Source organism: Desulfurispirillum alkaliphilum (genome assembly GCF_055378285.1).
The window spans coordinates 1,571,589-1,589,784 of record NZ_AP042405.1; the positions used below are offsets into that span (position 1 = coordinate 1,571,589).

18 protein-coding genes and 1 riboswitch are annotated in these 18,196 nt (G+C 58.8%); of the genes, 12 read left to right on the top strand and 6 right to left on the bottom strand.

Annotated features, from left to right (window positions below; genetic code table 11):
* Positions 1–7: 7 nt before the first annotated feature.
* From hutX to ACZ46I_RS07110, 5 genes are read left to right on the top strand one after another with little or no spacing between them, the layout of a single operon-like run.
* On the top strand, positions 8–532 hold the full coding sequence (hutX, locus tag ACZ46I_RS07090) for a heme utilization cystosolic carrier protein HutX (protein WP_464280352.1): 525 nt from the start codon (positions 8–10) through the stop codon (positions 530–532).
* Complete coding sequence (locus ACZ46I_RS07095; protein WP_464280353.1) at positions 529–1,056, top strand: flavodoxin family protein; 528 nt, start codon at positions 529–531, stop codon at positions 1,054–1,056. The genes hutX and ACZ46I_RS07095 overlap by 4 nt, the downstream gene beginning before the upstream one ends.
* On the top strand, positions 1,056–1,679 hold the full coding sequence (locus ACZ46I_RS07100) for a MotA/TolQ/ExbB proton channel family protein (RefSeq protein WP_013506618.1): 624 nt from the start codon (positions 1,056–1,058) through the stop codon (positions 1,677–1,679). Before ACZ46I_RS07095 ends, ACZ46I_RS07100 begins: the two co-directional genes overlap by 1 nt.
* Entirely contained in the window at positions 1,679–2,083 is a 405-nt protein-coding gene (locus ACZ46I_RS07105; protein ID WP_464280354.1) for an ExbD/TolR family protein, read from the top strand. Before ACZ46I_RS07100 ends, ACZ46I_RS07105 begins: the two co-directional genes overlap by 1 nt.
* A complete protein-coding gene (locus ACZ46I_RS07110) occupies positions 2,049–2,798 on the top strand; it encodes an energy transducer TonB (protein ID WP_464280355.1) in 750 nt (249 codons plus the stop codon). Before ACZ46I_RS07105 ends, ACZ46I_RS07110 begins: the two co-directional genes overlap by 35 nt.
* A gap of 58 nt (positions 2,799–2,856) precedes the next feature.
* On the opposite strand, the gene metE is transcribed toward ACZ46I_RS07110, so the two are convergent.
* Complete coding sequence (gene metE / locus ACZ46I_RS07115; RefSeq protein ID WP_464280356.1) at positions 2,857–5,157, bottom strand: 5-methyltetrahydropteroyltriglutamate--homocysteine S-methyltransferase; 2,301 nt, start codon at positions 5,155–5,157, stop codon at positions 2,857–2,859.
* A 212-nt stretch (positions 5,158–5,369) separates the two neighbouring features.
* Positions 5,370–5,543: riboswitch (cobalamin riboswitch) on the bottom strand.
* Positions 5,544–5,810: 267 nt separating this feature from the next.
* Between metE and ACZ46I_RS07120 the strand changes: the two genes are divergently transcribed.
* From ACZ46I_RS07120 to mgtE, 6 genes are all read left to right on the top strand, one after another.
* Positions 5,811–6,455, top strand: coding sequence for an alpha/beta hydrolase (locus tag ACZ46I_RS07120; protein WP_464280357.1), 645 nt, complete (start codon positions 5,811–5,813; stop codon positions 6,453–6,455).
* Positions 6,440–6,760, top strand: a complete 321-nt coding sequence (locus ACZ46I_RS07125) for an alpha/beta fold hydrolase (protein WP_464280358.1) — start codon at positions 6,440–6,442, stop codon at positions 6,758–6,760. The genes ACZ46I_RS07120 and ACZ46I_RS07125 overlap by 16 nt, the downstream gene beginning before the upstream one ends.
* Before the next feature lie 169 nt (positions 6,761–6,929).
* Complete coding sequence (locus ACZ46I_RS07130) at positions 6,930–7,616, top strand: Crp/Fnr family transcriptional regulator (RefSeq protein ID WP_013506613.1); 687 nt, start codon at positions 6,930–6,932, stop codon at positions 7,614–7,616.
* A 109-nt stretch (positions 7,617–7,725) separates the two neighbouring features.
* The gene (gene cooS / locus ACZ46I_RS07135; protein ID WP_464280359.1) at positions 7,726–9,699 is read left to right on the top strand and encodes an anaerobic carbon-monoxide dehydrogenase catalytic subunit; all 1,974 of its coding nucleotides are present in this window, start codon (positions 7,726–7,728) and stop codon (positions 9,697–9,699) included.
* Positions 9,696–10,481, top strand: a complete 786-nt coding sequence (locus ACZ46I_RS07140; protein ID WP_226507885.1) for an ATP-binding protein — start codon at positions 9,696–9,698, stop codon at positions 10,479–10,481. Before cooS ends, ACZ46I_RS07140 begins: the two co-directional genes overlap by 4 nt.
* Before the next feature lie 340 nt (positions 10,482–10,821).
* Positions 10,822–12,213 (top strand): magnesium transporter, encoded by a 1,392-nt coding sequence (gene mgtE / locus ACZ46I_RS07145; protein ID WP_013506610.1) that lies wholly within the window; start codon positions 10,822–10,824, stop codon positions 12,211–12,213.
* A gap of 117 nt (positions 12,214–12,330) precedes the next feature.
* Here the strand turns inward: mgtE and ACZ46I_RS07150 are convergent, their stop codons facing one another.
* From ACZ46I_RS07150 to ACZ46I_RS07170, 5 genes are all read right to left on the bottom strand, one after another.
* On the bottom strand, positions 12,331–12,762 hold the full coding sequence (locus ACZ46I_RS07150) for a hydrogenase maturation protease (RefSeq protein ID WP_226507884.1): 432 nt from the start codon (positions 12,760–12,762) through the stop codon (positions 12,331–12,333).
* On the bottom strand, positions 12,762–14,192 hold the full coding sequence (locus tag ACZ46I_RS07155; protein WP_013506608.1) for a Ni/Fe hydrogenase subunit alpha: 1,431 nt from the start codon (positions 14,190–14,192) through the stop codon (positions 12,762–12,764). Before ACZ46I_RS07155 ends, ACZ46I_RS07150 begins: the two co-directional genes overlap by 1 nt.
* 167 nt (positions 14,193–14,359) lie before the next feature.
* Positions 14,360–14,914, bottom strand: a complete 555-nt coding sequence (locus ACZ46I_RS07160) for a class I SAM-dependent methyltransferase (RefSeq protein WP_013506607.1) — start codon at positions 14,912–14,914, stop codon at positions 14,360–14,362.
* 20 nt (positions 14,915–14,934) lie between these two features.
* Positions 14,935–15,675: an SDR family oxidoreductase gene (locus tag ACZ46I_RS07165; protein ID WP_464280360.1), complete on the bottom strand. Its 741-nt coding sequence runs from the start codon at positions 15,673–15,675 to the stop codon at positions 14,935–14,937.
* Between the two features lie 58 nt (positions 15,676–15,733).
* The gene (locus ACZ46I_RS07170) at positions 15,734–16,360 is read right to left on the bottom strand and encodes a Crp/Fnr family transcriptional regulator (RefSeq protein ID WP_464280361.1); all 627 of its coding nucleotides are present in this window, start codon (positions 16,358–16,360) and stop codon (positions 15,734–15,736) included.
* 232 nt (positions 16,361–16,592) lie between these two features.
* Between ACZ46I_RS07170 and ACZ46I_RS07175 the strand changes: the two genes are divergently transcribed.
* The gene (locus tag ACZ46I_RS07175) at positions 16,593–18,194 is read left to right on the top strand and encodes a diguanylate cyclase (RefSeq protein WP_464280362.1); all 1,602 of its coding nucleotides are present in this window, start codon (positions 16,593–16,595) and stop codon (positions 18,192–18,194) included.
* The last annotated feature ends 2 nt before the right edge of the window (positions 18,195–18,196 follow it).

The following is an 18,196-nucleotide window of genomic DNA, read 5'->3' on the forward strand; positions in this document are numbered from 1 at the left end:
CATGTCAATGACATCAGTGCCAGAAACCTTACAAGACGAAATACGAGCCATTGTTGAAAAGAACCCCAGCATCATGCTTTCCCAGCTGGCCCGCGAGCATGGCCTGGAAGAAGGCCAGATCATGCCCCTGCTGTCCCCGGACATGGCAGTTGCCGTACCCGCAGACCATTTTATGGATCTGTGGAAGGAAATATCGCAATGGAAACGCATTACCTTTATCGTCGTCAATGAAGGCATGGTGGTGGAGGTGAAAGGCACCCTGCCCCAGGGCAGCAGCGGGCATGGCATGTTTAATCTGCACGAGGCCGACAATCCCCTGGGCGGACATATCTTTATCGGCAAGCTGGGCTCCATCTGGCTGCTGTCCAAGCCCCACTTCGGGGTGGAAAGTCACAGCGTGCACTTCTTCACCCGTGAGGGCAAGCCCATGTTTGCCGTCTATGTGGGGCGTGATCCCGAAACCCGCCAACTGCTCGACGAGGTAAAAAACCACTTCCTCACGCTGAAAGCCAAATATGGAGACCATTCATGAAAGCCCTGGTTGCCTATTCCAGCCGCACTGGCAATACCCGCATGATTGCCGACGCCATTGCTCCGGTTTTGCCCGGTGACGTGGAAACCGTCTCCGTGGAGTGCGCCCCTCAGACCCTTGACCATGATTTTGTCGCCATCGGCTTCTGGGTGGATAAAGGGGTGCCCGATGAACAGGCTCAGGAATTCATGAAGCGTCTCCGGGGAACGGTGGTTGGCCTGTTCGGCACCCTGGGGGCCTGGCCCGACTCCGATCATGCCCGTGAGTGCATGGAGAGTGCCGTGCGCATGATGGAGGAGAATGACAACCGCGTCATCTGCCGCTTCATGTGCCAGGGCAAGGTGGATCCCAAGGTGGTGGAGGCCATGGCCCGCTACGCGCCGGAGCGCCACCCCATGACTCCGGAGCGCAAGGCGCGTCTGGAGGAAGCTGCCAAACACCCCGATGAAACCGATACCATGAATGCCGCCAAGGTCTTTTCTGCGGCCGTGAAAGAGTACTTTGCGCTGGCGGGACGCCCCTGATGGAATTTCTGCTGACCCTGGCGGGCTTCATTGGCCCCATTGGCGTTATCCTGGTGGTACTGGGCGGCATCGCCACCTACCTGTGCCTGCGCAACGGCATCTACCTGCACCTGGTGGGCCGGGATTTCTGCCGCCGCTTTGACAATCTGGGCAATCGCCAGCAGGGCTACATTGACGAGCTGTGCGGCACCACCACGAATCCCCTGACCCAGATTGTGGCCAGTGTGGTGAAAACCCACGCTGAGCACTCCCAGGATCTGCGGGCGGAAGTGGCTTACCTCTTCCACCGCAACTTTGAGCGGGTGAACAAGCACGTGACCTACCTGCGGTTGATTGCGGTGATATCACCGCTGCTGGGGCTCATGGGCACCATGGTGGGCATGGTGCGGGTGTTTCAGGAGATTGCCGCCAGTGCCGTTCCCCAGCAGGATATGCTGGCCGCCGGTATCTGGGAGGCCATTCTGACCACTATCCTGGGGCTGGGCATCGCTGTGCCCACCCTGGTGTTCTACTATGTGCTGAGCCTGAAACTTAAAGGCTTTCGCATTGAAGCCATTGAGCACAGCTACCGGGCAGTGGAGCTGCTGGACGTGCGCTGCCCGGTGGAGCGGGAGGCATCCTGATGCACTGTCCCTTTGATCATGACGACGATCTCATGGATGAGCGCATCGACCTGACCCCGCTGATCGATGCGGTTTTCCTGCTGCTTATCTTCTTTATCATGGCCACCACTTTTCTGCGCCCGGCCCTGGAAGTCAGCCTGCCCGACAGCGAGAGCGCGGCAACCCTGGAGCAGCGCGATTGGCTGGTAATCACCATTGCCAGGGATGGGAACATCTACCATGGCGATGACGTGATACCGCGCTCGGAAGTGGCGGCACTGCTTCAGCATCACCCCGACAAACCTCTGAACTTTTATGTGGATAAACATGCGCCTTTTGAATCTTTCGCCCATGTGGTGGATCAGGCTCAGGCCCAGGGAAGAGTGGACTTTGTGGTCACGACTCTTCCCCATGACCGACGCTGAGTCGTATGAACGCCTCAGCTCCCGTCTGGCCCTGCTGCTGACCGTCCTGCTTGGCATCAGCCTGCTGGCAGCCATGGCTGCCCCTGAGCCTGCGGCGCGTGAGCCGCTGCGCCCACCGGCGCAGCCACTCACCATGGCCTTCGCGTCACCACCTGCGTTGCCGGAGATTCCCAGTCCCCCACCGCCACCGGTCGTCAAGCCCGTGACCCTGCCCGAACCACCGGCAGAAAGAGTTCCGGTGAACCCCGTGCCGGTTCCCGCAGAGCCGATACCGGAAGTTGCGCCTGAACCCGAAACTGTCGTTCAGGAAGCTGAACAGGAACAGGTTCCGGACGAAGTAATTCCGGAAATTGCCGAAGTGCCACCAGCGGATTTTGAAGCGGTGGCTGAGGCGAATGCCCCCGTCAGCCAGGCTGCGCATGAATCCCACCGGCAGGCAGACCTGCTGGATGAATTGCTGCGCGCCGTGGAGTCGGAGAAGTTCTACCCCCTGCCAGCGCGGCGCATGGGCCTGGAAGGGGAGTTGATGATTACGGTCACTCTCGACGAACAGGGTCGCCTGGTGGAGTTTCTCATCGAAGAGCAGGGCAGCCACCGCCTGCTCAGACGTGCCGCCGAACAAACCCTGGAGCGGGTCGCCCGCTCCTTTGTGGCCGACCTTTCCGGGTCATCACCGGAGTCCCTGCGCTTCCCCCTGCGCTATGTGCTTGAGTGAGAAGCGTGGACTGCCCTGTTTTCCGGTGGGTTCAGCATTTTCCTTCAGGCCGTCACGATTACGATTGGCTGGCGGCCATTGCAGGACTCAGGGCTGAGCGCATGGCGGTGGCGGCGCTGACCATGTTATGAATGCTGGCGCGAACCTCTGGCCAGGTGCGGGTTTTCAGTCCGCAGTCCGGGTTTACCCAGAGGCGTTCTGCGGGAAGGATCTGCAGCGCGCGGCAGAGGAGACTGGATATCTCTTCCACCGATGGAATGCGTGGACTGTGGATGTCCCAGATACCGGGGCCGATGTCATTGGGATAGCGGACATTCTGGAAGGCCTGAAGGAGCTCCATGTGGCTGCGGCTCGCTTCAATGCTTATGACATCGGCATCCATGAAAGCCAGCCATTCCACAATGTGATTGAAATCGCTGTAGCACATATGGGTGTGAATCTGTGTGTGCTTCCGGACTCCTGAGGTGGTCAGTCGAAAGGCATCAACAGCCCAGGAAAGAGAGTCGCGCCACTGTTCCCGTCGCAGGGGAAGTCCTTCGCGCAAAGCGGCTTCATCAACCTGGATGATTCCTATACCAGCCTCTTCCAGATCAAGCACTTCAGCGCGCATGGCAAGAGCCAGTTGCAGGCACGTCTCGCGGCGTGGTTGATCGTCGCGTACAAAACTCCAGTTCAGCAGGGTTACCGGGCCGGTAAGCATACCTTTGACCGGTTTTCCTGTCAGGGATTGAGCATACTGGGTCCATTGTACGCTGATGGGATGCGGTCGCTCCACGTCGCCGTAGAGAACCGGTGGTTTGACGCAGCGGCTGCCATAGCTCTGTACCCAGCCGTGGCGGGTAAAACAGAAACCCTCCAGGTGCTCAGCAAAGTACTCCACCATGTCGGTACGTTCGAATTCTCCATGCACAAAAACATCAAGGCCGGACTCTTCCTGGAAGTCAATGACCTGACAGATGTATTCCTTGATCGTCTGTTGATAATCTTCCGCGGTTATGTGCCCCTGGCGGAAGCGATGACGGACTGCCCGGATTTCCGGTGTCTGCGGGAAAGATCCTATGGTCGTAGTCGGCAGCAGGGGCAGGTTGAAACGTTCACTCTGGGCGAGGCGCCGCTGATCAGAGGTCTCCTGACGCACAGAGATTTCGGGGGTGAGGGCTTCCATCTGGTGTCGTACGGATTGACGCCTGACGCGTTTGCTGCCTGCCCGTGCCGCCAACGCCTGGCGATTCTCCTCGAAGGATGCCGCGACTGGTTTGCCGGCAAGGGCGGAGCGCAGCAGATTCAGTTCGCCGCACTTCTGGCGGGCAAAGGCAAGCCAGTTGAAAATTTCCGGATCCAGCTCATGCTCCAGTTCAAGGTCAACGGGAACATGGAGTAAAGAGCAGGAGGTTCCCAGCATGACCTGCTCTTCGCCAATCCACTGTGACGCGTATTCGGCTACCTCGCGTGCCTGGTCAAGATCGGTGCGCCACACATTGCGGCCGTCCACCAGCCCCAGAGAGAGATACCTGGATGTTGGCCACTGGCTCAGGAGGGCGGGCAGCTGATCCGGCGCGCTTACCATGTCGACATGCAGGCCAGCGACAGGCAGATCCAGAGCCAGTTCCAGGTTTTCTTCCAGGCCGCCAAAATAGGTGGCTACCAGTATCCGCGCCGGGTTTGCCGCGTTTTGCAGGCGCTTGTATACGGCCGTGAATTCAGCACGGGCCGCCCTGGGGAGATCACTGGCCAGGATGGGCTCATCCAGTTGAATCCACTGGCAGCAAGCGGCAAGTCGGGTGAGAATAGTCTCGTACACTGAGACGAGGGCATCCAGATGCTGCCAGCGGTCAAAACCTTCCACCGTCTCCTTGCCCAGGGCCAGAAATGTGAAGGGGCCGGGGAGTACGGGCTTGGCGGGAAAACCTGCCTGGATCGCCTCTTCAAGGTGATCAAAAAGATCACTGCTGGAGAGCCGGAACTGCTGCTTTGGAAAGAACTCCGGCACGATATAGTGATAATTGGTATTGAACCATTTCGTCATTTCCATGGCTGGAGCACTCGCATTGCCCCTCACTCCACGTGCCATAAAGAAGCGCGTATCCAGGTCTGCCTGTTCACCTTCCCGGCGGAAGCGTTCAGGTACTGCACCCACCATGGCGATCATGTCGAGCATGTGGTCGTAAAAGGAGAAATCTCCTACGGGCACCAGGTCAATACCGGCGCGCCTCTGAAGTTGCCAGTGCAGACGGCGCAGAACGCGGCCATCGGCCTGAAGGCTCTCCAGGGTGGCTGTTCCCTTCCAGTAGGCTTCAAGAATGGTTTTCAGTTCACGGCGTGAACCCATACGGGGAAATCCAAGTGTGTGCGTCAGCATAGTCAGCTCCTTTTCTGGAATTGGTACCCAAAGTAAAGGCACTGACAGCGCTCAGCGTGCATATTCCCGATGACGGACATACACGCAGAAAACGCAAAACCCATCCCCTGCTGGCAGGAAATGGGTGTAAGGAAGAGTTATCGCGAATCTGCAGCGGTGTTCAGCCATGAGCAGAATTCGTGTACCCCTGCTCTACACCCTGGCGCGAGGTGCTGTCAGGCCTGAGAACAGGGCGTCTTCTGGCTTCCGGCTTTTTTCGCTCCATGGCCTTCCCAGATAACTATCCAGTGACCATGCAGCATGTGTCCGGTTACAGCGGCGCGTCCGCGACGGATTTTCACCGTCTTCCGTTTCCTGCTCTCGAATCTGTAATGGGAGGGAGGGTTTTCACCAGTAATACGGGATCTGCCCTCATCTGTCTCTATGGATACCGCACTCTGGCATGGCAGGTCAACCGGTAAAATGCAATTGGAATGGCGTGCCATTCCTGGAGTCACGCTTTGGTGGTTCTGCCTTCTGCGGGCATGGACATTCTCAACGGAGGAAGGTATGGTGAATTTTCTTAGGAGGCATGTTTGCCTGGAGGTGTCATGGGCTCTCTGAGTTTTTCAGGTCGCCGTGTACAAGTGTTGCGTTTTCTGTTGGTGTTCTCAGTGATCCTGGGAGTTTACGCCGAAGTGTCCGCTGGGAGCCACGCGGTGGATATTCACCTGCAGACTGCCACGGGTACGCTGCGCGGTACCCTGCAGTTGCCGGAAGCGGCGGGGAAAACGGCGGCGGTGGCGCTGATTATTGCTGGTTCCGGTCCCACGGATCGCGACGGAAACACCGTGGGGCTGCCGGGGCGAAACAACAGTCTGAAGATGCTGGCTGAGGAGTTGGCGCGTGCGGGCTATGCTTCCGTGCGTTATGACAAGCGGGGCATCGGGGCCAGCAACCAGGCGGCACTGGATGAGTCGCAGCTACGGCTGGACACCTATGTTCAGGATGCCGCCAGCTGGATGGAAATGCTTGTCGCCGATTCGCGTTTTGACTGTGTTGTGGTTATCGGTCACAGCGAGGGAGCCCTGATCGGCATATTGGCAGCTCAGCAGCAGCCACACTGCGCCCGTGTCACCCTTGCCAGCCCGTCAGGAAGTGCCGCAGATCTGCTGCGCCACCAGTTTCCGGGCTTTTGCCGACGGATCTTGAGCGTGCAGCGGCGGCGATTATCCGGTCCCTCGAAATGGGGGAGACGGTGCCGGTTGTGCCGCAGGAACTGGCCCTTCTGTTCCGTGAGAGTGTGCAGCCATACCTGATCTCCTGGTTTCCTTACCAGCCTGCCGAGGAGCTGCAGAAACTGAGTACTCCCGTTGCCATCTTCCATGGGCAGACCGACATGCAGGTGCCGGTCGCTGAGGCTCAGGCGCTTCAGGCGGCGAATCCCGACGCGCGGCTTCATGTGATTCCCGGCATGAATCATATTCTCAAGCTGGTTGAAGACGATCCGCAGGCGCAGCGGATTTCCTATGAAAATCCGGATGTGCCGCTGGCACCGGAACTGGTGCGGCAGCTGGTGAATTTTCTGAATGAAGCCCTCGTGCCAGCAGAGGAGCTGCCATAGGCTCTGCGAACCTGCAGAACCCAGATATCCCATCCGGGAGCCGGTATGGCTGCTGTTGCCAGAATATGCAGAGGAGATAGCCCGCACGTGTCTGCGTGTTCCGTGGTTGATTCCTCCGGCGGCCTGTGTCACTGTACGGTCTTCTGAAGGCAGAGGCAGGAGGTTTCGTGTGCGCGGCGGCAAAAGCGACTCGGGTTTTCACACCATGAAGAATATGGCGGAGCTGCCCGCCGATCTGCTTGACACTTACCTGGAGCGATGTCAACGGCGAACAGCTGACAAAAATGGCATCCTCTTCGGCCCTCACGAGGCTCCCGACTTTATCTACATGGTGTTGCAGGGCAGTGTGCGCATCTTCCTGAGCTGCCCCAACGGCAAGGAATTCACCATATCCGTTTTGCAGCGCGGCGGTGTCTACAGCGGTCATGCGCGGGGGTTCGGCATGGCCATGGCCGCGCAGACCCAGATTGCCCTGGTGCATGTCAGCGATTTTCGCGAAATCATGGAGCAGAACCCGGCCTTTATGCTCAGTGTGGTGGCCATCCTGGGTGATGCCCTGAAAAATACGGTAAATATTATTGAAAACCTGGCATTCCGCGAGGTGGACAAGCGGCTCATGCACTACCTGGCTGAAGCCATTCGCCGCAGTGGAGAGCCGGTGCGCGAAGGTATTCTCCTGGATATGGGTCTGACCCAGGAGCAGATTGCCACGGCCATTGGCAGCACGCGGCAGACGGTCAGTTCCCAGCTGCGACAGCTGGAGAACAAAGGCATTCTGCGAACCCGCAGCCGGAAAATCCTCATCCTTCAGCCCGCGTATTTTCTGGAGAGCACGGCGGATTCCCCCTCCCTGTAGCCGCTTGCAAAAAATCCCCACAAGTGTCGTGCCGGTGACATTTTTCCCTTTGGTGTCTGTGCTAGATGATGCGTAACTCGATTTCTCTTCAAAATCTGGAGGTTACGCCATGAAGAAAGCACGTACCGTCGAAGAAGTGAGTATGGATCCGGCCGTGCAGCAGCTGCTGACCAAAGCGCGCCAGGAAGGTGTGGAAACGGCCTTTGATCGGGCCGATGCCCATACCGCCTGCGGTTTTGGCGCTACAGGCGTTTGCTGTAACCACTGCCTGGAGGGCCCCTGCCGCATTGCGCCCAATGGAAAAGGCCCCCAGCGGGGAATTTGCGGAGCCTCCCTGGATACCATCGTGGCCCGCAATTTTCTGATGAAACTGACCGAAGGCGCGGCTCCCCATGCCGAACATGGCCGTGAAGTTGCCCTGGCTCTGCTGGAAGCCGCAGAGGGCAAGGCGCCCTACGAAATCCGTGATCCCCAGAAGCTGCTGCGCGTTGCCGATGGTTTGGGCATTGAAACCCATGGGCGCGAGGTGAATGAAATTGCCAGGGCGGTTGCCCTGAAGGCGCTGGAGGACTTTCAGCAGCAGACAGGTGTCCTCAACTGGCTGCGGTATCGTGGACAGAAGAAGTCTGTTGCCAAGTGGGAGGAACTTGGGCTGCTGCCCGTCAACGCGCACCTGGAAATCGCCCAGTCTGTGACCAGGACGGCCATGGGCTGTGACGCCGACCCGCTGAACCTGTTGCTGGGTGGCCTGCGCATGGGACTGGTGGATGGGTATTCCGGTCTGCACATGTCCACGGATCTGCAGGATATCCTGTTCGGCACCCCTACGGCAGTCAAGGCGGAGTACAATATGGGTGTCCTGGACGCGAAGAAGATCAATATCGCCGTGCACGGTCACCTGCCCCTGCTGTCGGAAAAGATTGTCACCTGGGCGAAGCAGCTGCGACATGAAGCGCTGGCAGCCGGTTCCGAAGGGATCAATCTGGTTGGGGTCTGCTGCACGGGCAATGAGCTGCTGATGCGCCAGGGTGTCCCCGTCGCCACCAGCTTTTCCAGCCAGGAGCTGGTGATTGTCTCCGGCGTGCTGGAGGCCATGGTGGTGGATGTGCAGTGCATCATGCCCGGTATTCAGCAGGTGGCGGAGTGCTATCACACGGAAATCATCACCACCCTGCCCTATGTGAAAATCCCCGGTGCCCACCACGTGGACTTCCATCCCGACAATGCCGATGAAGCGGCTCAGGCCATTGTGCGTCGCGCCATCGCCAACTATGGCAAACGCAATCCCGATAAGGTTGCCATTCCCACCGTGAAAACCGAAGCCTACGCCGGATTTTCCGTGGAGCAGATCGTCGGTGCCCTGAGTGCCCTCAATGAACAGAACCCGCTGGCCCCACTGCTGGATGCCATCGTCTCTGGCCAGATTCGTGGCGTGGCGGCTATTGTCGGCTGCACCAATCCCCGCGAGCAGCAGAACGTGGGCAATGTGGCCGTGGCCCGCGAGCTGCTGAAACACAATGTACTGGTAGTGGCTACCGGCTGCTCTGCCCACTCCCTGGCCAAACACGACCTGATGAATGAAAAGGGCCTGGAGTACTGTGGCGAAGGCCTGCGTACCGTGCTGAAAGCGGTTGGCAATGCCGTTGGCATGGAGAGTCTGCCGCCCACCCTGCACATGGGCAGCTGTGTGGACAACTCCCGTCCCGCCGATCTGCTGACGGCCATCGCCGATACCCTGGACGTCCCCATCGGACAACTGCCCGTGGTGGGAACCTGTCCCGAAACCCACAGCCCCAAGGCCCTCTCCATCGGAACCTACTTCCTGGCTCACGGCGTGGATGTCCATGTGGGCGTTTCCCCCCAGGTCAAAGGATCGGAGTGGGTGACCCAAACCCTGACCGGTGACCGGACAGACGAAGAGCTCAATCTGGACAAACTGTTCGGTGGCAAACTGATCTACGAAACCGATCCCTTTCTGGCAGCCCAGAAAATGCTTGATCGCATCGACCTCAAGCGCCGCGCCCTGGGGCTGTCCGTCGCCGGAGACGCCCCGCAACCAGAAGATACCGTGGAGCACCTATGAAAAGCGGATTGAAACTTGCCATCTCCGGCAAAGGCGGTGTCGGCAAGACCACCATTGCCTCATCCCTGTGCCATATTCTTGCCCGCCAGGGCAAACAGGTTTTCGCCATTGACGCCGACCCCGATGCCAACCTGGGCATGGCCCTGGGGTTTCCCCCACAGGCGCTGCAACAGGTGGTCACCATCGCCCACGATCGTCAGCTTATTCGAGAGCGCACCGGTGCAGAACCTGGCTCTGCCGGCCAGTGGTTTTCGCTGAATCCGTCGGTTGAAGATATTCCCGAGCGCTACGTGGTCAGCCAGGATGGCATTCGGCTGCTGCAGATGGGCGCGGTCTCAGCGGGGGGCAGCGGCTGTGCCTGCCCTGAAAACACCCTGCTGAAAACCCTGCTCAACCACCTGATCGTGGATGAGCAGGACGCGGTGGTCGTCGATATGGAAGCGGGGCTTGAGCACCTGGGTCGGGGTACGGCCCAGAGCGTTGACGCTCTGCTGATTGTGGTGGAACAGGGGCAACGCAGCCTCACCACGGCCAGAACCATAGTGAAACTGGCAGAGGATCTGGGCATACCCCGCGTCTACGGCATTGCCAACAAGCTGGTGGACACGACCCTGGATGTCCTGCAGGGACAATTGGGCAGTGAACTGGAGCTTGTGGGAGCCATTCCCTATACCCCGGCTGCTGTCACCTGCGACTTCCAGGGGCGCCGGGTGGTGGACGCCTGTCCCGCTCTTGTCAGTGAGGTGGAGCAGGTGCTGCACAGAGTCCAGATTCGCCTCTGATTCGCGTCACAGCCTCTGACTTTTCTTGACACTCCTTCCCCCTTTTGCTATAAGCCTCTGGTTTTGCGCCGGAGGCTTTTTTGAACCGGCAACGATGGTCCTGGGACGATCGGATTTCACACACCACAGGAGGCAGCGAACCGCAATGGACAGTTCCAGTAGCAGTTCCAACCCGCCGTTGCGAAGCTCCATGAGCTTTCGCGACCAGTCGATGAACCTCCCCGGCCACAGCTGCCGCGGTGGTGTGTGCCGTGCACGGGGTATTTCCAACCAGCCCCGAAGGTAAGGGCGTGCGCCGCCTGCAGCGGATTGTTGCCGGGCAACAACCGTGGAGGCGCCCATGCACAAAGAAACGCTCTACCTCACCTTTCTCGAACTCTTCCAGAATCAGTTTTCCCCTGAAGATGAAAAAAGCATTCTCGCGCTTGTGGAAAAGCACCACGCCGCTGACCTTGCCAGCGTGATGGATCAGCTTGAGCCTGACCAGGCTGCCCATGTGCTGCGGTGCATGCAGACCGTGAAGCAGGCGGAAGTCTTCGGCTACCTCAGTGCCAGTGTCCAGCAGACGCTGGTGGATCAGCTGGACATTCACCAGATTACCCGCATCATCAGCGCCATGGATGCCGACGACCGGGCCGACTTCTACAACAACCTGGACAGCGAGCACCAGCAGGCCATTCTCCCCGGCCTGGCCCAGGCGGAACGCGAAGATATCCGCAAACTCTCCTCCTATGCTGAGGGGACGGTCGGCGCCATCATGACCTCCGATTACGCGGCACTTCCCCTGAACCTGACTGCCGCGCAATGTATCGAGCGCCTGCGCCATGAAGCACCAGACAAGGAGACCATCTACCACGCCTTTGTCATTGACGGCGAGCGACGCCTGCTGGGGGTGGTGTCACTGAAGGATCTGATCCTGAGCAAGCCCGGAACCCCGGTGGCCGCGCTCATGAATACGGACGTTATCTCCATCAACGCCCGTGACCCCCAAAGCGAAGCTGCCCGCAAGATCGCCAAGTACGATCTGCTGGCCCTGCCCGTCATTAATGGCGACGACAAGCTGGCCGGGATCGTCACCCACGACGACGCCATGGACGTGGCCGAAGCCGAAGCCACCGAGGATATCCACCGCATGGGGGGTGTTTCCCACAAATCTCCTGGACTCAGCAATGTGAACATGCTGGAGGCCAGCACCTGGCTGATCGTGCAGAAACGCATCCCCTGGCTGCTGGTGCTGGTGTTTATGAACATCTTTTCCGGTGCGGGAATTGCCTATTTTGAGGATACCATCGAGGCCGTGGTGGCCCTGGTCTTCTTCCTGCCGCTGCTCATCGACAGCGGTGGCAACGCGGGCAGCCAGTCCTCCACCCTGATGATCCGCGCCCTGGCCACTGGCCGCGCCCATATGAAAGACTGGTTCCGGCTGCTGGGCAAAGAGGTTGGTGTGGCTCTGGTGCTGGGCGTGGGCATGGCTGTGGCTGTATCAGCAATCGGTATCTTCCGCGCAGGCCCTGAAGTGGCCGCCGTTGTCGCCATGACCATGGTATGTACCGTGCTCTTCGGCTCCCTGGTGGGCATGTCCCTGCCCTTCATTCTGAGCAGACTGAAGATGGACCCCGCCACTGCCAGCGCTCCGCTGATTACCTCCATTGCCGACATCGGGGGCGTATTGATTTACTTCTCCATCGCCACCTGGTTCCTGCGGGACATGATTGTGGCAGCTGGCGGATAGGAGCGCGCCATGATGGTCATGCAAACCGCTGGAAAAGCTGACCGTCGATTACGTCTGGATCCGTCAGTATGTGCTGCGGGTTGGGACGCCCATCTCACCTGAAGGCATCGCACGCTGTTAAAACGACTCCCGAAAGAGCCGTATCATGTCTTCCAGAGCGCTTTGGCACTTGGCACTCAGCCCCTCGCCCATTCCCATGTCAAAGGCGGGAATACGCGCCAGCCAGGCTGGCGGAGGCGCAGCGCCCAGCTGACAGGCCAGGGACAGGATCTCCTGGGGGCTCATATGGTGGCTGAAGGAGCCGGGTGAAGCCGAGGCGGCTGCCAGGGGTTCCAGGCGCGGAGTGGCGGTGTCCAGTGCGGCATCGGCAAAGATGATGGCCTCTGTGCCGGGTGTTGCCACCAGAACGGCCAGCTCGGGGGTGAGCTGGTGGCTGCGCTCAATGCGCAGCTCATGGGCGGGGTAGTGCTCTTCCAGGCGCTGTGCCAGTTCCAGCGCCGCGCCATCGTCGCGGCGCAGCGGATTTCCCCAGGCCACCAGCAGCTTCATCAGCGCTGCACATGCTGCAGGAGCCTGCCCTGGCTGTCCAGCAGCTCCACATCCAGGGGCATGCTGCCTGTGGCGTGGGTGGAACAGGAGAGGCAGGGGTCGTAGGCGCGAATACCGTGCTCAATGCGGTTGAGCAGACCCTCTGTGATCTCCTGGCCCCGCAGCTCCGCCTGGGCGATCTGCAGGACGGTGCGGTTCATGGCCCGGTTGTTCTGCCCCGTGGCGATAATCAGGTTCACATGGGTCAGCAGGCCGTTTTCATCCACCTTGTAGTGGTGGAAGAGGGTGCCGCGGGGGGCTTCGGTGACGCCGATGCCCTCTTCGTGGTTGACACTGGCATGGCTGCGCACGTGCTCCTCGCCGAGGACGGGATTCTCCAGCGCCTGCTGGATGGACTCCAGGGCGTGAAGGATCTCGATCAGGCGGGCCTGGTGGTAGAGAAAGCTCTGCAGAACCGGCCGGCCACCTTTGCCCCACTGGCGGAAACGGCGCAGTTCCCGGTCTGCCAGGGGCGTGCTGGCAAAGTCGGCCACATTCAGCCGTGCCAGGGGGCCCACCCGGTACATGCCCCGATCCTGTTCATAGCCAGCCGGTTTATAGTAGGGAAATTTCAGGTAGGTCCAGACCTCTTCCCCTTCACCGATCAGGGGCAGGAAACGCGCCGGGTCGCACTCCTCAACGTTTTTACCACTGCTGTCAATCAGTCGCAGGTTGCCGTCGTAGTGCTCCAGGGCGCCATTCTCACCCACCATTCCCAGAAACATGCTGTCAAAATTACCATAGGCTGCCGCTTCGCGCCCGTGCCGTTCCAGTACTTTATTGCCAAGTTCCAGAGCGCGGGTGGCAATCAGCAGGGCTTCCGGCAGATCCCGGGCGATGGTGTCCCGTCCGCTGGAGGAGAGAGGCTCGCGTACTCCGCCGGGAATCGCCCAGGCTGGGTGAACACTGCGATCTCCCAGCAGGCGGATAAGCTCCTGCCCGAACTGACGCAGGCGAATGCCGTCGCGGGCCAGGTCGGTATGACTTTCCATCAGACCGAAGATATTGCGCGTGGCTGGATCACTCTCCATTCCCAGCAGCAGGTCGGGGCCACTGAGGTGAAAAAAGCTCAGGGCGTGGCTCTGGACAATCTGGGCCCAGTTCATCAGGCGACGCAGCAGCTTCGCCGCTGGCGGTATGCGCACCCCCAGAATGGCATCCCCCGCCTTGGCCGAAGCCAGGGTGTGGCTGACGGGACAGATGCCGCAGATACGGGCCGTGATGCCGGGCATCTCCTGGAAACTGCGCCCGATGCAGAACTTTTCAAAGCCGCGAAATTCGGTGACATGGAAGCGGGCATCGGCCACTGCCCCGGCATCATCAAGCTGCAGGGTGATCTTGGCGTGACCCTCAATGCGGGTGACGGGTTCAATGGTGATGGTTCTGCGCATGGTGCCTCCGCTCGAATGGGTGACGTGCGGTTAAGGAAAAACGGCTTTTCACAGCCTCCTGAAATGCCTCAAACAAGCAATCTGTTAAAGTCTTTTTTGGCAGAGCTCTTGCGTGGGCTCTGTTGTTGGGTGAAAGAGTAGCATAGCTTACCAAAAAAGAAAAAACACTACTTCTGCAGCAAAGCGGTTTTGCTGAACCGCACTGCCGGTTGCGCAATCATGGTCAGTCCGGTTTCCTGTGCTTTGCGGAGGGTTTCGGCGAATGCGGTTTTGCTGACATGTATGGGCGGTTCCACGAGAAAAAGAAGGCCCTGAGGCTTGAGCAGAGTGCACAGATCGCGCAAAAGCAGCGTCTGGTCTGCGGCTTCGTGAACCATATAGAAGGCCAGAATGAAATCCACAGGTTCGGTGAGCCCTGTGGTTGTTTCGCGGCACTGGTGGAAAACAATGCGGCTTTCCAGGGCAGTTCCCCTGACCTTATGCCGCAGCTTCTCCAGCATGGCAGGCTGAATGTCGCAGGCGATGACCCGGCCGCGATCGCCAACCATGTCTGCCAGGTCAGTGGTAAAAAAACCGGGACCGCAGCCGATGTCAAGGACGGTCATTCCTTCCCGGACATAGGGAGACAGCATCCTGCGGGGATTCTGCAGCAAACGGCGGAAACGGTTATCGAGACTCCCAGCCCGCTGTGCCGGACAGACCCTGGGGGGTGCGCTTTCCATGGAAACTCCTTCTTGCTTTTTTAAATAGGGTTTATCAGTGATACACCCTTGCGGGGGAACAGAAATACCAGTTGACGCGCGAGCCGGGCCTTCCCGATCGAAATTTCTTCAGTTCCCCTGGTGAGCTCCTTCAGACAGAGGCTGGCGGCTTGCGCTGCATCCATGGCTCGAACCGTTCCGGGCAGCTGCCCCTTGTGGAAAGGGGTATTCACCAGGGGCAGTATAACCTCGTGAACGCGTATTGGTGTAGCGCGCAGTGACCAGCGCAGGCTCTGGGTGTAGGAGTGAAGTGCCGCCTTGGCAGCGCAGTAGAAGGGATATGAGGCTTTGGGGAGAAAAATCAGCCCGGTGGTGATGTTGACGATAGTTGCCGCACCCTGGCTGCGAAAGTGTGGCAGGAAATTTTCACAGAGGAGCACAGGGGCAAGAACATTCAGTTCAAAGTCGGAATACAGCGCGTCTTCGACCCCACACCGCTTTTGCGGATCAATGACCTGTCGCCCGCCAGCGTTGTTGATCAGGACACTTGTCTGGGGGAAGTCGGAAAGAACGCGGTCAACCAGGGTGTTCCGCTGTGCTGCCACGCTCAGGTCAGCCGATATGGTGACAATTCCCGGCAACGCTTTTTTTGCCTGAGCGAGCTTATCGGCGTTTCGACCACAGATGATCACCGTGTTCTCGTCTTTGAGTAAACGGGCGAGCTCAAAGCCGATACCTTCACTGCCACCGGTAAGCAGAATGGTTTTTCCAGAGATTTTCATCGGGAGCCTCCATGGGAGAGTTTGACCCGAAGTATAACGCTGAGGAGATACGGGGACATTATCCCTTGTTAATTTCGGTGTAACCCATGCGTCTGCGGATGCGCGAAAGGCTGACTTCGGTGATGCCGATATAGGAAGCTATGTGATAGTTGGGGATGCGGCTGGCAATATCCGCATATTCCTGCAGGAATTTTTGGTAACGCTCCTGCGCAGAGAGCAGCAGAAAATCCGCTTCCCGGCGCTCCTTTTTCAGCGCCAGCTGCTCCAGCAGGTATCTTACCAGCTCCCCCCATTCCGGGTGCAGACGGCAGAGCTCCTGCAGATCCTGATACTCCAGGAACAGGCACTGGCAGGGCTCAAGCGCCTGAATAAAAAAAGGGGATGGTTCACCGGCTACCAGGGAACTGATACAGCTCAGCACCTGCCCTTCTTTGGCAAAAGATTTATTGAACTCCTCTCCTGAGGGTGTCAGATAGTAATAGCGCGCAAAGCCCTGCAGGAGAAAACCAACGGTGCAGACGCGCTTCCCGGCCTCGATAACATGTTCACCAGCAGCAAAGCGGCGTGCCGAAAACCGCGCCCCGGCAGCCTTCCAGGCGGACGATGAAAAGCGGATCCGCTGCGCGAGCAGGGAGTGCAGATGTTCAAGCAACTCAGAGACGCTTCCAGCAGGAGTATCCTTCATGTCACCACCACCGTGTTTTCGGGAAATGTCGATTCAGAAGGAGATATGGAATGTTTCCGGGATCGTGTCAAGGGCCAGGGCCTTCAACCATGCCCCATGAAAGATTTGGGATGGCGCTGTGGTTTTGTAATGTCGCAGATGGAGATTTTCTGTAGTCTCCTAATGGATTGTTACCAGGATTCCGATAGGATACACTGTATCCATCGTGACCATAGTGTTTACAGGAGGATCTGTGAGCCTGCGACAGAAAATTCTGCTCTTGAGCTTCATGGCGATAACCGGCATGTTTCTTACCATTTGGCTGCAATACGGTAACTTTATCATTCAGACCCGCGCTGTGGAGCGGGTCAGCGCGAACGTCCAGACTGTCAGCGCTCTTTCAGGAGCCGTGCACGAACTGCAAAAAGAGCGAGGGCAGGCTGTCACAGGGCAATACCAGAATCTGGATCGCCAATTTCGCCACACAGATGCCGCCCTCGACACCCTGGAGAAGACACCAGTGCCGCTGCCCGGTTTTCGTGAACGACTTGACGCGGTTCGGCACAGCACGCTGCAGCAGTCAGCGGGCTTCGCTGACATACGGCTGGAGTACACACAGCTTCTGCGCCAGCTGCTGGACGCCATGGATACCCTTACCCATGAACCACGCCTGACCATTGCCGCCAGTGACATCGATGCCCATCGTCATCTGATTGAAGCCAAGGAGTATCTTGGTCAGCTCCGCGCCACCCTGGGACAGATTCTGGAAAGCGAACAGCCGGAACCCGTTGCGTTGCGCACGCTGTTCAGCCTGAAGGGGCTCTATGATGAGCAGGTGCGACGGCTGAGAGGCAAAGCGTCTGCCGAGCTCTCCCATGCCTTTGAGGACAAGTGCCGTGATCAGGCCAATGAGCGCATGTTTCAGGCTCTGGAGCATATCATGGCCCATGGAGTTGTCCCCACATCCCTGACCACCATGGGCTGGTGGACCACTTCGTCAATGGTTATCAATAACATGAAGTCCCTGGAAGAGCTCTCCCTGGAAATCATCAGACAGCACACCCATGAAGAACTCAGTCAGCTGCAGTCGTCAATGCATGTGGGAATGGCAGTTGTGTCTGTTGCCGCCCTCGCGGTGCTGTTTCTGACGATATCCGCCACCACCAGTCTTTTACGGGCACTGAGTGCCGTCTTGTCCAGTATTGACCGCATTGTGCGTAACCAGGACTTCAGCAGCCGCATACCCACCCGTGGGCCGAATGAAATTACCCATATTGCCACCACCTTCAACACCCTGCTTTCCCTGGCGGAGGCCCTGATACAGGAGAAAGAAACCCTGGCGATTACCGATCCCCTTACGGGCATCTCCAACCGGTTGCAGTTCACTCGGGTGCTGGATGACGAAGCCGCCAGAAAGCGACGCAACTCCACCCCCATGGCGCTGATCATGTTCGACATAGACCACTTTAAGCGAGTCAATGACACCTGGGGTCACAACACCGGGGATGCCGTACTGAAGGAAATTGCCAGGATTGTCAGCGCGGGGATTCGCGCAAGTGACGTCTTTGCCCGCTGGGGTGGCGAAGAATTCGTATTGCTGCTCAGGGACAATGACTGCAAAGCTGCCAGGATCGTTGCGGAAAAACTGCGGCAGCAGATAGAATGGCATCCGTTTCCCATCATAGGGAACCTGACCTGCAGCTTCGGCGTGACCGCGTGGCAGCCCGATGACGATGAAGCCGGGTTTCTGGCCCGTGCCGACAAGGCCCTGTACGCCTCGAAAGCCGCCGGGCGCAACCAGGTCTCCTGTGAAAAACATGGACGCCTGGATTGCAGCAGCGACGGGCTTTGCTGAAG

Excerpts from the sequence above, each read along its gene's own strand:
- ACZ46I_RS07160 (WP_013506607.1), bottom strand. The coding sequence starts at position 14,914 with ATGGAAAGCGCACCCCCCAGGGTCTGTCCGGCACAGCGGGCTGGGAGT.
- ACZ46I_RS07140 (WP_226507885.1), top strand. The coding sequence starts at position 9,696 with ATGAAAAGCGGATTGAAACTTGCCATCTCCGGCAAAGGCGGTGTCGGC.
- ACZ46I_RS07150 (WP_226507884.1), bottom strand. The coding sequence starts at position 12,762 with ATGAAGCTGCTGGTGGCCTGGGGAAATCCGCTGCGCCGCGACGATGGC.
- cooS (WP_464280359.1), top strand. The coding sequence starts at position 7,726 with ATGAAGAAAGCACGTACCGTCGAAGAAGTGAGTATGGATCCGGCCGTG.
- mgtE (WP_013506610.1), top strand. The coding sequence starts at position 10,822 with ATGCACAAAGAAACGCTCTACCTCACCTTTCTCGAACTCTTCCAGAAT.
- ACZ46I_RS07105 (WP_464280354.1), top strand. The coding sequence starts at position 1,679 with ATGCACTGTCCCTTTGATCATGACGACGATCTCATGGATGAGCGCATC.
- metE (WP_464280356.1), bottom strand. The coding sequence starts at position 5,157 with ATGCTGACGCACACACTTGGATTTCCCCGTATGGGTTCACGCCGTGAA.
- ACZ46I_RS07095 (WP_464280353.1), top strand. The coding sequence starts at position 529 with ATGAAAGCCCTGGTTGCCTATTCCAGCCGCACTGGCAATACCCGCATG.
- ACZ46I_RS07165 (WP_464280360.1), bottom strand. The coding sequence starts at position 15,675 with ATGAAAATCTCTGGAAAAACCATTCTGCTTACCGGTGGCAGTGAAGGT.
- ACZ46I_RS07155 (WP_013506608.1), bottom strand. The coding sequence starts at position 14,192 with ATGCGCAGAACCATCACCATTGAACCCGTCACCCGCATTGAGGGTCAC.
- ACZ46I_RS07100 (WP_013506618.1), top strand. The coding sequence starts at position 1,056 with ATGGAATTTCTGCTGACCCTGGCGGGCTTCATTGGCCCCATTGGCGTT.
- ACZ46I_RS07170 (WP_464280361.1), bottom strand. The coding sequence starts at position 16,360 with ATGAAGGATACTCCTGCTGGAAGCGTCTCTGAGTTGCTTGAACATCTG.
- hutX (WP_464280352.1), top strand. The coding sequence starts at position 8 with ATGACATCAGTGCCAGAAACCTTACAAGACGAAATACGAGCCATTGTT.